General features: G+C 63.8%; 13 protein-coding genes. 9 read left to right on the top strand and 4 right to left on the bottom strand.

Annotation, left to right across the window (positions count from 1 at the left end):
- Positions 1-35: 35 nt before the first annotated feature.
- A complete protein-coding gene (locus ACN9MV_RS17740; protein WP_042674017.1) occupies positions 36-668 on the bottom strand; it encodes a MotA/TolQ/ExbB proton channel family protein in 633 nt (210 codons plus the stop codon).
- Positions 669-981: 313 nt separating this feature from the next.
- On the opposite strand from ACN9MV_RS17740, the gene xseA reads away from it, so the two are divergent.
- Together xseA and ACN9MV_RS17730 are read left to right on the top strand one after the other, a co-directional pair.
- A complete protein-coding gene (gene xseA, locus ACN9MV_RS17735) occupies positions 982-2,295 on the top strand; it encodes an exodeoxyribonuclease VII large subunit (protein WP_093175693.1) in 1,314 nt (437 codons plus the stop codon).
- A gap of 49 nt (positions 2,296-2,344) precedes the next feature.
- On the top strand, positions 2,345-2,926 hold the full coding sequence (locus ACN9MV_RS17730) for a superoxide dismutase (protein WP_426388824.1): 582 nt from the start codon (positions 2,345-2,347) through the stop codon (positions 2,924-2,926).
- A gap of 69 nt (positions 2,927-2,995) precedes the next feature.
- Here the strand turns inward: ACN9MV_RS17730 and ACN9MV_RS17725 are convergent, their stop codons facing one another.
- The 3 genes from ACN9MV_RS17725 to ACN9MV_RS17715 form a co-directional block, all read right to left on the bottom strand.
- Entirely contained in the window at positions 2,996-3,454 is a 459-nt protein-coding gene (locus ACN9MV_RS17725; protein WP_426388822.1) for a DUF192 domain-containing protein, read from the bottom strand.
- A 99-nt stretch (positions 3,455-3,553) separates the two neighbouring features.
- Positions 3,554-3,754: a hypothetical protein gene (locus ACN9MV_RS17720; protein WP_093075170.1), complete on the bottom strand. Its 201-nt coding sequence runs from the start codon at positions 3,752-3,754 to the stop codon at positions 3,554-3,556.
- A 153-nt stretch (positions 3,755-3,907) separates the two neighbouring features.
- On the bottom strand, positions 3,908-4,246 hold the full coding sequence (locus ACN9MV_RS17715; RefSeq protein WP_093056973.1) for a cell envelope biogenesis protein TolA: 339 nt from the start codon (positions 4,244-4,246) through the stop codon (positions 3,908-3,910).
- A gap of 218 nt (positions 4,247-4,464) precedes the next feature.
- On the opposite strand from ACN9MV_RS17715, the gene icd reads away from it, so the two are divergent.
- The 7 genes from icd to ACN9MV_RS17680 all read left to right on the top strand — a co-directional run bounded on the left by icd (position 4,465) and on the right by ACN9MV_RS17680 (position 12,935).
- Positions 4,465-5,724 carry an NADP-dependent isocitrate dehydrogenase gene (gene icd, locus ACN9MV_RS17710; RefSeq protein ID WP_093073915.1) on the top strand — a complete coding sequence of 420 codons (1,260 nt, stop codon included), beginning with the start codon at positions 4,465-4,467 and terminating at the stop codon, positions 5,722-5,724.
- A gap of 250 nt (positions 5,725-5,974) precedes the next feature.
- A complete protein-coding gene (clpS, locus tag ACN9MV_RS17705; protein WP_042674481.1) occupies positions 5,975-6,334 on the top strand; it encodes an ATP-dependent Clp protease adapter ClpS in 360 nt (119 codons plus the stop codon).
- A gap of 67 nt (positions 6,335-6,401) precedes the next feature.
- Complete coding sequence (gene clpA, locus ACN9MV_RS17700; RefSeq protein WP_093056971.1) at positions 6,402-8,723, top strand: ATP-dependent Clp protease ATP-binding subunit ClpA; 2,322 nt, start codon at positions 6,402-6,404, stop codon at positions 8,721-8,723.
- Positions 8,724-8,835: 112 nt separating this feature from the next.
- Positions 8,836-10,281: a cardiolipin synthase gene (gene cls / locus ACN9MV_RS17695; protein WP_426388821.1), complete on the top strand. Its 1,446-nt coding sequence runs from the start codon at positions 8,836-8,838 to the stop codon at positions 10,279-10,281.
- Positions 10,282-11,721: an exodeoxyribonuclease I gene (sbcB, locus tag ACN9MV_RS17690; protein WP_426388820.1), complete on the top strand. Its 1,440-nt coding sequence runs from the start codon at positions 10,282-10,284 to the stop codon at positions 11,719-11,721.
- 12 nt (positions 11,722-11,733) lie between these two features.
- Positions 11,734-12,468 (top strand): CatB-related O-acetyltransferase, encoded by a 735-nt coding sequence (locus ACN9MV_RS17685; RefSeq protein ID WP_426388818.1) that lies wholly within the window; start codon positions 11,734-11,736, stop codon positions 12,466-12,468.
- A 20-nt stretch (positions 12,469-12,488) separates the two neighbouring features.
- Positions 12,489-12,935 carry a DUF3574 domain-containing protein gene (locus tag ACN9MV_RS17680; RefSeq protein WP_093073921.1) on the top strand — a complete coding sequence of 149 codons (447 nt, stop codon included), beginning with the start codon at positions 12,489-12,491 and terminating at the stop codon, positions 12,933-12,935.
- Positions 12,936-12,937: the final 2 nt, after the last annotated feature.

Raw genomic sequence — 12,937 nt, 5'->3', positions numbered from 1 at the left:
CAGCGCAGCACACGCAGTGGCAAGCGTGGGGGTCGTCATTTGCGCAGGGCGTTCAGGTGGCGGGCGAAACGCTCGCCCGAGAGTTCGAGATTCAGCAGGTACTCGTCGACCCGGCTGCGGAAGTAGCGCCAGAAGATCAGCGTCGGAATGGCGACGATCAGGCCGAAGGCGGTGTTGTAGAGCGCGATCGAGATGCCGTGCGCCAGTTGCGCCGGATTGCCCGAGCCCACTGCGCCGCTGCCCGGCGACTGCGAGCCGAAGATCTCGATCATGCCGATGACCGTGCCCAGCAGCCCCAGCAGCGGGGCGGCCGAGGCGATGGTGGCCAGGGCAGGCAGGTAGCGCTCGAGCTTGTGCGCCACGGTGCGGCCGGAGGCTTCCATGGCGGCGCGCAGGTCGTCTTCAGTGCAGCGCGGATTGGCATTCAGTGCGCGCAGGCCCGCGGCCAGCACCTGGCCGAGCATCGAGTTGCGTTCAAGTTTGGTCACGATGTCCGGGCCGGGAATGGCGCCGTGCGACACGGTGATGGTTTCGTCGAGCAGCTTCGGCGGCAGTACCCTCACGGTCTTGAGACTCGTGAAACGTTCTATAACCAGCGCGAGCGCAATGACTGAACAAGCGAGCAAGGGCCAGATTGGCCAACCCGCGGCAACTATGATGGAAAACAAGAAAATCCTCCGGCCCGTAGACTGCAAATGCGCGGCGATTATCCACTGAGCCCACCATCAGCACGCGCCTTGTTTTTGTGTCGGCAAGGACGCACAGATTCTGTGGATAACTTTGTGATTAACCTGCTGCGCAACTCATCCGGACCCGCATGGGGCGGCCTTTCCGCTAGATCGACTGAATTTTGAGCAGCACTTTTTTCAATGAAATCAATGGCTTGCACGAGAAACCGTGCGCCTGCCCCGCACCGGGGCCTGGAGACAGGGGGCGTGCGGCGCGTTGTGGAAGAGTGGCATTTGGCCGAGCGTGCATTTTGTGAACTTGCGTGAATCGAATTCCGCGCCCGGGCCACGCGTCTGGGCAGTCGGCGCGTTGTGCCACGCGGTGGCCGACGCGCTCGATGCGCGCTTCAATCCGGTGACCGTGCGCGGCGAGATCTCCGGTTTTTCGCGCGCGTCAAGTGGACATTGTTACTTCGCGCTCAAGGACGAGTCGGGCCAGCTGCGCTGCGCGATGTTCCGGCGGGCAGCCGGTTTGCTCGACTTTTCGCCCCGCGATGGCGATCAGGTCGAGGTGCGCGGGCGTCTTGCGGTGTACGAGCCACGCGGCGATCTTCAACTGGTTGTAGAGAGTCTGCGGCGAGCCGGGCAGGGCGCCTTGTTCGAGCAGTTCATGCAACGCAAGGCACGCCTGGAAGCCGAAGGACTCTTCGATCCGGCGCGCAAGCGAGCGCTACCGGCCATGCCGCGCGCGGTCGGTGTCGTCACGTCGCTGGGCGCGGCCGCCTTGCACGACGTGGTGACGGCGCTGCGAAGGCGCGTTCCACACATTCCGGTCGTGCTTGCACCAGCGGCAGTCCAAGGAGCCAATGCGCCGGCCGAACTGGTGCGGGCACTGCAATCGCTCTATGACCTCGCCCCTGCGGTCGACGTGATCTTGCTGGTGCGTGGCGGTGGCTCCATCGAAGACCTCTGGGCCTTCAACGACGAGACCCTGGCACGCACCATCGTGCAAAGTCCGGTGCCGTTGGTCAGTGGCGTGGGGCACGAAACCGACTTCACGATCGCCGATTTCTGCGCCGATCTGCGCGCGCCCACGCCAACCGCCGCGGCGGAATTGGTGAGTGCGCCGCGCGACATGTGGCTCGGTGCGCTCGATCTGCTCGACGAGCGTCTCGGCGATGCGCTGGGCGGGCGCCTCGACGCCCTCGGACAGCGCGTCGACCAGGCGGCGGGGCGTCTCGGCCGACCCTCGAACCTGGTGACGCGCCAGCAACTGCGCCTGGCGCACCATGTGCAGCGCCTTCGATATGCGGTGCTGTCGAGACGGGAGCGCCTGTCGCAGGCGCCCCGGTCAATCGCCGCCGACTTTCCCTTGAAGCTGGGGCGTGCGCTGGTGCAGCGTCGCGAGCGCCTGGAACGCGTGGCCTTGCGCATGCGGCTGCTCGATCCGGCACTGGTCTTGCAGCGCGGCTATGCGTGGCTGACCGATACAGACGGTCATGCGATCGTCAGCGCAACGCAACTGGCGGCGGGCGACGCCATCAAGGCGCGGCTCGCCGATGGCGAAGTCGACCTGACCGTCACGCCGGGCGACGCGACGGGAACGCGTCCGACGCTGCCTCAATAATTACTTCCTAGAATCCCTGATTCCCACAACCAACCCACGAGAAAAAACCATGGAACATGTGCTCCCACCCCTGCCGTACGCCCTCGACGCACTGGCACCCGAGTATTCGAAGGAAACCCTCGAATACCACTACGGCAAGCACCACAACGCCTACGTGGTGAACCTCAACAACCTGCAAAAGGGCACCGAGTTCGAGTCGCTGACGCTCGAAGAGATCATCAAGAAGTCCAGCGGCGGCATCTACAACAACGCCGCGCAAATCTGGAACCACACCTTCTTCTGGAACTGCATGAAGCCCCAAGGCGGCGGCGCTCCCACCGGCGCGCTGGCCAAGGCCATCGATGCCAAGTGGGGCAGCTACGACGCCTTCAAGGAAGCCTTCGTGAAGTCGGCCGTGGGCAACTTCGGTTCGGGCTGGACGTGGCTTGTGAAGAAGGCCGACGGTTCGGTGGACATCGTGAACACCGGCGCCGCGGGCACGCCGCTGACCACTGCAGACACCGCGCTGCTGACCGTGGACGTCTGGGAACACGCCTACTACATCGACTACCGCAACCTGCGCCCGAAGTTCGTCGAGACCTTCCTGGCCAAGCTGGTGAACTGGGACTTCGTCGCCAAGAATTTCGGCTGAGCCCGGGTTTCCCCAACAAAAAAGCCGACCCTTGGGTCGGCTTTTTTTCGGGCTTCAGGCAGCAGGAGCTCAGCGCTTGGTGACTGCGAACAGTTCGCCGCCGAGCTTTGCGCCCTTCTTGATGTTCTTCTTGGCGAACCAGCCCTGGTTCATTTCGAGCACGTAGCGCACCGGCTCCAGGGAGCAGTGCGAGTTCTCGGTCATGGGTTGCATGTCGACCAGATTCACGATGCGGCCATCGTCGGCCACGAAAGCGGCAGTCAGCGGAAGGATCGTGTTGCGCATCCAGAAGCACTGAGTGGCGGGCTGCTCGAACACGAAGATCATGCCTTCAGCCTGCGGCATTTCCTTGCGGAACATCAGGCCGATTTCGCGTTGCAGGGGTGTTTGCGCAATCTGCGCATCGATCTTGTACAGGCCGACCGACAACTGCGTGCGCGGCAGGTCGGTCTGGGGTTGCTGCTGGGCGTGCGCAGGCATCATGAAGGACGCGGACGCGAGGAGCAGGGCGGCTAGACGCTGGAACATCGGGCAACTCTTTCAGGGCGGGGTCAGGGCCCGGCCTAAATCAAAAAAACGCCAATAAAAATGCCCGCTGATGCGGGCATTGCCGGTGAGCGTGAAAGCTTACACCTTCTTGGCAGCGGCCGTGTGGGCCTTCGCCACGTGGCTGACCTTGTGCTTCTTGGCAGCAGCGTGCTTCTTGGCAGGCGCGTGCTTGGCGGCCTTGGGAGCGGCTGCGGGAGCAGCGGTGGTGGGTTCGGCTTGTTGAGCGAAAGCACCGGCAGCGAAGAGACCAGCGACCAGGGCTGCGAGCAGCTTGTTCATGAACATATCCTTTGAAATTCGTTGATTTGGATTGCCCTCCCTGCGGAAGGTAGACATTCAACGGAGGCCGATTCCTGCGGTTGACAGCAGAACGCTTGCGGCAGGCGAAAAAAAAGCGCTCCGAAGAGCGCTCTTTTCTGGGGCTGGGCCGACTTACTTGGCGCCTGCCATGTCAGGCGTACCGCCTTGGGTCGACTTGCGCTTCACGCTGCCGTCCTTGTTGCGACGACGCTGGTCGCGGGTGCTTGCGCGCTTCTCGCCAGAGGCAGCAGCCTTGTCGGCACCGATGGCGCCGCCTTCGGGCGTCTTGGCTTCGTCGCCAGCGGCAGCCTTGACTTGGCCAGCGGGCTTGGCAGCCTTCTTGGCTTCGGCACGTTGCTGCGACTTGCTGTTGGTGGCGTTACCTTGCTCAGGCGTCGTACCGGCCGGGTTTTGGGCGTAGGCGCCAGCGGCGAACAGGCCAGCGATCATGACTGCGAGAATTTTGCTCATTGATGATTCCTCTATCGAGAATTGGTTGGAAACGCCTCCCGGCGAGCAGAAGGTCAGCCACTAACGAGCCCATTGGCTCGCCGGTTGACAAACGCTTGCTGATGGGTTGCGTCTAAAATGTACAGCGATTTGTTCGCGGGCTGTACAGCGAATCCACCCCGTGTCTGAATTCGCTGACAGTCGTCAAAATTACGTCAATCCCGGAGCCATCCCCCCTCATGACCAGTTATCAGCACATCAAAGTCCCGACCGAAGGTCAGAAGATCACGGTCAACGCCGACAACTCGCTGAATGTGCCTGACCAACCGATCATTCCCTTCATCGAAGGCGACGGGACCGGCCTGGACATCACGCCAGTGATGCTGAAGGTGGTGGACGCAGCGGTGGCCAAGGCCTACGGCGGCAAGAAGAAGATCCATTGGATGGAGGTCTATGCTGGCGAAAAGTCGACCAAGGTCTATGGTCCCGACGTCTGGCTCCCCGAGGAAACCCTGCACGCTGTGCGCGACTACGTTGTCTCCATCAAGGGCCCGCTGACCACGCCCGTCGGCGGCGGCATCCGCTCGCTGAACGTCGCGCTGCGCCAGGAACTCGACCTTTATGTCTGCCTGCGCCCCATCCAGTATTTCGAAGGCGTGCCGAGCCCGGTGCGCGAGCCGCACAAGACCAACATGGTGATCTTCCGCGAGAACTCGGAAGACATCTACGCGGGCATCGAGTTCGAAGCCGAGAGCGACAAGGCCAAGAAGCTCATCAAGTTCCTGCAGGACGAGATGGGTGTCAAGAAGATCCGTTTCCCCAATACCTCGGGCATCGGCGTCAAGCCCGTGTCGAGGGAAGGCACCGAGCGCCTCGTGCGCAAGGCATTCCAGTACGCCATCGACAACGACAAGCCCAGCGTCACCTTGGTGCACAAGGGCAACATCATGAAGTTCACCGAAGGTGGCTTCCGTGACTGGGGTTACGGCCTCGCAGCCAAGGAGTTCGGCGCTGAACTGATCGACGGTGGCCCGTGGATGAAGTTCAAGAACCCGAAGACGGGCAAGGAAATCACCGTCAAGGACAGCATCGCCGATGCATTCCTCCAGCAGATCCTGCTGCGTCCCGCCGAATACAGCGTGATCGCCACGCTCAACCTCAACGGCGACTACGTGTCGGACGCGCTGGCCGCGCAGGTCGGTGGCATCGGCATCGCCCCGGGCGCGAACCTGAGCGACACCGTCGCCATGTTCGAAGCCACCCACGGCACGGCACCCAAGTACGCCGGCAAAGACTACGTGAACCCAGGCTCCGAAATCCTCTCGGCTGAAATGATGCTGCGCCACATGGGCTGGAAGGAAGCTGCCGACCTGATCATCAGCTCGATGGAAAAATCTATTGCCAGCAAGAAGGTCACCTACGACTTCGCCCGCTTGATGGACGGCGCCACGCAGGTGAGCTGCTCGGGCTTCGGTCAGGTGATGATCGACCACATGTAATTGCCGCGTGCTTCGACGTCTTGCGACGTCGTTGCAATGCAATGGGCCCTTGAACTTCCAGAAGGAATTCAAGGGCTTTTTATTGGCTCTTCGATCGGGCCGCGGCCATCCCTTTTTGCCTAAAACTCTCCGCAGGTGCGCTTCATCAAAAAAGCTGTCGCAACCGCCGCAATGCCCTTGAATTGTCGGATACGCGCCACCAAGTTTTTTTCGCCGGCACGGTGCTTGCACGCTCTATAGAATCTTTTTCATGGCAACGAGAATTCCCAAAACTCCCAGCACTCCGCCGGCCCAGAAGCCGGCCGGGGATGACGGAGATTCGGTCGTCCTGGAGCGCCGGCCGCAGAAAACCGCGCCGCCCCAGATGTACCAGGTGGTCATGCTGAACGACGACTACACCCCTATGGAGTTCGTGATCGTCGTGCTGCAGGAATATTTCAGCAAGGACCGAGAAACCGCGACCCAGATCATGTTGAAGATCCACCTCGATGGCCGCGGCGTCTGTGGGGTCTATTCCCGCGACATGGCGGCCACCAAGGTCAATCAGGTCATGGAAGCGGCGCAGCAGGCTGGGCACCCGCTGCAATGTGTCAGTGAGCCAGTTGCGTGAACCTGTTGAATTGCGCAAGCTCCAACCCATCTGAGAACTTATTTACAGCAAGGCAAAAGGAAATCACATGATTGCCCAGGAACTGGAAGTCAGCTTGCACATGGCCTTTGTCGAGGCCCGGCAGCAGCGCCACGAGTTCATCACCGTGGAGCATCTGCTGCTCGCTTTGCTGGACAACCCGAGCGCCGCGGAAGTTCTGCGCGCCTGCTCGGCGAACGTCGACGACCTTCGAGCGTCGCTCACCAACTTCATCAAGGACAACACGCCTCAGGTGGCGGGTACCGACGATGTAGACACCCAGCCGACCCTGGGTTTCCAGCGCGTCATCCAGCGCGCCATCATGCATGTGCAGTCCACCGGCAACGGCAAGAAGGAAGTCACCGGCGCCAACGTGCTGGTCGCGATCTTCGGCGAGAAGGACTCGCACGCCGTGTACTACCTGCACCAGCAGGGCGTCACCCGCCTCGACGTGGTCAACTTCATTGCCCACGGCATCAAGAAGAGCGATCCGCCGGAAGCCGTCAAGGGCAGCGGCGAAGCGCCTTCGGGCGAAGGCGAAGACGGTGGCGGCGAGCGCAACGAGAAGGCATCGCCGCTCGAGCAGTTCACGCAAAACCTCAACCAGATGGCCAAGGACGGCAAGATCGATCCGCTGATCGGCCGTGAGTACGAGGTCGAGCGCGTCATCCAGATCCTGTGCCGCCGGCGCAAGAACAACCCGCTGCTGGTGGGTGAAGCTGGCGTGGGCAAGACCGCCATCGCTGAAGGCCTCGCATGGCGCATCACGCAGGGCGACGTGCCGGAAATCCTGGCCGAGTCGAACGTGTTCTCGCTCGACATGGGCGCGCTGCTGGCCGGCACCAAGTACCGCGGCGACTTCGAACAGCGCCTGAAGGGCGTTCTCAAGTCGCTCAAGGACAAGCCGAACGCCATCCTGTTCATCGACGAAATCCACACCCTGATCGGTGCGGGCGCAGCCTCGGGCGGCACGCTCGACGCGTCGAACCTGCTCAAGCCGGCGCTCTCGAGCGGACAGCTCAAGTGCATCGGCGCGACCACCTTCACGGAATACCGCGGCATCTTCGAAAAGGATGCGGCCCTGTCGCGTCGCTTCCAGAAGGTCGACGTGGTCGAGCCGTCGGTGCAGGAAACCGTCGACATCCTGAAGGGCCTGAAGTCGCGCTTCGAGGAACACCATGGCGTGAAGTACGCCGTGGCGGCCCTGCAGGCCGCGGCCGAGCTCAGCGCCAAATACATCAATGACCGTCACCTGCCCGACAAGGCCATCGACGTCATCGACGAAGCGGGCGCCGCCCAGCGCATCCTGCCGCCGAGCAAGCGCAAGAAGACCATCAGCAAGACGGAAGTCGAGGAAATCGTGGCGAAGATCGCGCGTATTCCCCCGGCCAACGTCAGCAACGACGACCGCAGCAAGCTGCAGACCATCGAGCGCGACCTCAAGAGCGTGGTGTTCGGCCAGGACAAGGCACTCGAAGTGCTTGCCTCCGCGGTCAAGATGGCTCGCTCGGGCCTGGGCAAGGGCGACAAGCCGATCGGCTCGTTCCTGTTCTCCGGCCCCACGGGTGTCGGCAAGACCGAAGCGGCGAAGCAGCTCGCCTACATCATGGGCATCGAGCTGATCCGCTTCGACATGTCGGAGTACATGGAGCGTCACGCGGTGAGTCGCCTGATCGGCGCGCCTCCGGGCTACGTCGGTTTCGACCAGGGCGGCCTGCTGACCGAAGCCGTCACGAAGAAGCCGCACGCGGTGCTGCTGCTCGACGAAATCGAGAAGGCACACCCGGACATCTTCAACGTGCTGCTGCAGGTCATGGACCATGGCACGCTGACGGACAACAATGGGCGCAAGGCCGACTTCCGCAACGTCATCATCATCATGACGACGAACGCGGGTGCCGAGACCATGAACAAGGCAACCATCGGCTTCACCAACCCGCGCCAGGCGGGCGACGAAATGGGCGACATCAAGCGCCTGTTCTCGCCCGAGTTCCGCAACCGGCTGGATGCCATCGTCAACTTCAAGGCGCTCGATGAAAACATCATCCTGCGCGTGGTCGACAAGTTCCTGCTCCAGCTGGAAACGCAACTCAGCGAGAAGAAGGTGGAAGTCACCTTCAGCGACAAGCTGCGCAAGCACCTGGCGAAGAAGGGCTTCGATCCGTTGATGGGTGCACGACCGATGCAGCGCCTGATCCAGGACACGATCCGTCGTGCGCTGGCCGACGAGCTGCTGTTCGGTCGCCTGACCGACGGCGGCCGCCTCGAAGTCGACCTCGACGACAAGGACGAAGTGCTGCTCGACATCCAGCCGCTTTCGAAGAAGGAAGGCAAGTCGAAGCCCGAAGCTGAAGAAGCTGCGACAGGTTGAAAGAACCGGGCAGTCCGCGGCCGCTGAGGTTGCGGAACCGCCTCCAAAGGCCGGTAGCATCACGCTGCCGGCCTTTTTCTTTGGGCCGCCGAAATCACGAAGCCTCCTCGCCTTGATCCTCCCCGAACTCAGCCACGAATGGAAAACCGGCCTCTCCCTGGCGTGGAGCGGCTACATCGCGGTGTTGTCGATCTGGATCGTGATGCAGAAGCGCGCGCCGGTGTCCACGATGAGCTGGATCCTGTCGCTGGCGCTGCTGCCGTTCGCGGGCTTCGTCATCTACTACTTCCTCGGGCCGCAGCGCCTGCGAAAACAGCGGCTCAAGCGCCTGCGCAGTCGCGCCGGCGCCTCCGCCCAGGCCGACGTGGCGCGGCTGCGCGACGCGGCGCAGAACGCCCCACCGGCGCTGCAGCAGATGGCCAAGCTGGGCACCGCGACCTGCGGGCTGCCAGTGTCGAGCGCCGTCGACGTCGAGCTGCTCTCAGGCGGCGCACGCACTTTCGACGCGATCTTCGAGGCCGTGCGCGCCGCGCAGAACCACATCCACCTCGAGTACTACATCTTCGAGCCTGACAAGATCGGCACCGCCTTGCGCGACCTGCTGATCGAGCGCGCGAAGCAGGGCGTGGCGGTGCGGCTGCTGATCGACGCACTGGGCTCCAAGCGCATCGGCCGCAATTTCATGGCGCCGATGCTCGAGGCGGGCGTGAAGGTCGCGCTGTTCCACGACACCAAGATCGGCCGCCGCCTGCGCCCGGTGACCAACTACCGCACACACCGCAAGATCGTTGTGTGCGATGGTCGCATCGGCTTCACGGGCGGCGTGAACATCACCGACGAGGAAGACAAGCGCACCAACCCCGACGCCTACCACGACGTGCACCTGCGCATCGAGGGCAGCGCGGTGCGCTGGCTGCAGACCACCTTCCTCGAAGACTGGACCTACGCCACCGGCGAAGACCCGCGCGGCATGGACGACACCCTGAACGCCATGCTGCCGCAGCTGGAAGCCGGCGACATTCCCGTGCAGATCGTCACCAGCGGCCCCGACAACGCGATGGAAGCCATCCACCGAATGCACGTCGAGGCCATTCACTCGGCCACGCACCGCGCCTGGCTCACTACGCCGTACTTCGTGCCCGGCGAGCCGGCGCTGATGGCGCTCACCAGTGCCGCGCTGCGTGGCGTCGACGTGCGTCTGCTCGTGCCGCGCCGCAGCGATTCGGCCATCGTGAGCGCCGCGGCGCGCTCGTACTTCGACGAGCTCATCGCCGCCGGCGTGAAGGTCTGGGAGTACAAGGCGCGCATGCTGCATTCCAAGACCTTGGTGGTCGACGACCATTGCGCGATGATCGGCACCGCGAATTTCGACAACCGCAGCTTCCGCCTCAACTTCGAGGTGTGCGCGGTGGTTTATGGTCCGGAACTGACCCGGCCGCTGTCAGCGCAGTTCGAGACCGACCTGCAGAATGCCGGTGCGGTGCGCGGCAACCGGCACCAGAGTTTCTGGCGCCGCCTCGGCGACGCCATTGCGCGCTTGTTTTCACCCTTGCTCTGAATGAACCACACCTTTCTCTGGCACGACTACGAAACCTTCGGCGCAGTGCCGCGTCGCGATCGTCCCTCGCAGTTCGCCGCCATCCGCACCGACGCCGAGCTCAACGAAGTCGGCGAGCCGCTGATGATTTATTGCAAGCCCGCGCTGGACTACCTGCCCAGCCCCGAGGCCTGCCTGATCACCGGCATCACGCCGCAGGTGTGCCTGGAGCGCGGCATCCCCGAGCATGAATTCGCCGCGCACATCGAGCGCGCCTTCTCGCAGCCCGGCACCATCGGCGTCGGCTACAACACCATTCGCTTCGATGACGAGGTCACGCGCTTCCTGTTCTGGCGCAACCTGATCGACCCCTATGCGCGCGAGTGGCAGAACGACTGCGGCCGCTGGGACCTGCTCGACGTGGTGCGCCTCACGTACGCGCTGCGCCCCGACGGCATCGAGTGGCCGAAGAAGGAAGACGGCAAGCCCAGCTTCAAGCTCGAAGACCTGGCGCGCGCCAACGGCCTGCTGCACGAGTCGGCGCACGATGCGCTCTCCGACGTGCGCGCCACCATCGCACTGGCACGCCTGATCCGCGACAAGCAGCCCAAGCTGTTCGACTTCGCATTCGGCCTGCACAAGAAGGAGCGCGTTGCCAGCGAACTCGGCCTGCCCGCGATGCGTGAAACCGCGAAGCCCTTCCTGCACGTCTCGGGCATGTTCCCGGTCGAGCGCGGGTGCCTGGCCGTGATGTGGCCGCTGGCCAGCCATCCGACCAACAAGAACGAGCTGCTCGCCTGGGACCTGGCCCACGACCCGAGCGAGCTGCGCGACATCGACGTCGATACGCTGCGGCTGCGCCTGTTCACCCGCACGGCCGACCTGCCTGAAGGCGTGGTGCGCCTGCCCGTGAAGGGCGTGCACCTGAACAAGTCGCCGATGGTGGTCGGCAACCTGCGCACGCTGGCGCCGGCCATGGCCGAGCGCTGGGGCGTCGACCTCGACACGGCCATGCGGCATGCCGCCATCGCACGCGACCTGCCCGACATGAGCGCCATCTGGTCGCAGGTGTATGCCCGGCCAAAGGAGGCAACGCCCGACGTCGACGAAGACCTCTACGGCGGCTTCGTCGGCAACGCCGACCGCCGACGGCTGAACCAGCTGCGCGGCCTGTCGCCCGAGGAGCTGGCCAAAGACCGCACCGGTTTCGACGACGGACGGCTCGACGAGATCCTGTTCCGCTACCGCGCACGCAACTGGCCCGAGCTGCTCAACGAAGACGAGGCCGAACGCTGGGAAGCCTTGCGCGTGGCAAAGCTCTTCAAGGGCGAGGGCGGGGCGCGCACCATCGAGATGCTGTTCAGCGAGGTCGATGCGCTCTCCGAGAACGCCGACGAGCGTGGCGAGGAAATCCTCGGCGCGCTCTACGAATACGCCGAGGCCATCGCGCCCGAGGCTTGATCCGCGTCGCCCATGAGCCTCTCGATCAACGCCGAACTGTCGAAGGGGCTCGAAAGCTACGGGCTGTTCCTGTCGGAAGGCTCGCTGCTGCCAACGCCATTCCGCTTCGAGACACCGGTGCGCGTGTGGCATGCCGTGCAGATGCACGGCGGGTGCTCCGTGGGCACGTATTCGAGCATCTCGCCCGGTGCGCTGCTCGTGGACGTGCGCATGGGGCGCTATTGCTCGATCGGCGACGGTGTGCAGACCCTGTCGGATCATCCCGCCGGCTGGCTCACGACGCACATGCTGGCCTATGCGCCGAATTTCCCTGAGCCCTACCGGCACCAGTCAGTAGGTCAGTTTCCGTCGCACTCTCCAGTCGTGATCGGCAATGACGTGTGGATTGGCTCGAGGGTGAGCCTCAAGAGCGGCATCACCATCGGCGACGGCGCGGTGATCGGTGCGGGCGCCATCGTGACTCGCGACGTGGCGCCTTTCACCGTCGTTGGCGGCGTGCCGGCCAGGGTGATCCGCCAGCGATTTCCCGATGCGCTCATCGAACGCGTCCAGGCCTGCCCCTGGTGGGACTGGGACTTGCGCACGTTGGCGCTCGATTGGCAGCACCCTGAAAAAGCCCAGTCGACGCTGGAGGCCGGCGTTGCCGAAGGTCGTCTGTCGCGCTGGAATCCCGGCTGGCGCCTGCTCGACCACGGTACGCCGCCCGCCGAGGGCCAGCCTGCGCCGCTGGTCTTTCTGCCGGGTTGATCACGCATGGAGGTATTCGCATGACTACAGGTATTTCGCCCCTTGTCCGCACCGCGCTGGCAGCCGTCGCGATGGCCGCGGCGCTCGCCGGATGCAGCGCCTTGCCATCGGCGCCTGGTGCGGCGAAAGCCTGCGGGAGCAGCTTCGAGACCTTCGAGCGCGACACGCTCTATTTCGGCCGGGCCATTCCCTCGGGCGGCCAGGTGTCGGATGCCGAGTGGACGGGCTTTCTCGACACCACCATGACGCCGGCTTTTCCGCAGGGCCTGACGGTGATCGATGCCGCCGGCCAGTGGCGCGGCGTGTCGGGCGACGTGGTGCGCGAGCGCTCCAAGCTGGTGGTGCTGCTGCATCCGCGCAGCGACAAGGACGACGCCGCCATCGCCAGCATCATCGGCACTTACCGCCAGCGCTTCGCGCAAGAGGCGGTGCTGCAGGAGCGGCAATCCGTCTGCGTCCGCTTCTGAGG

The sequence above is a fragment of the Variovorax sp. R-27 genome (genome assembly GCF_049913215.1).
Classification (GTDB): domain Bacteria; phylum Pseudomonadota; class Gammaproteobacteria; order Burkholderiales; family Burkholderiaceae_C; genus Variovorax.
This window is presented reverse-complemented; position numbering and strand designations above follow the sequence as displayed.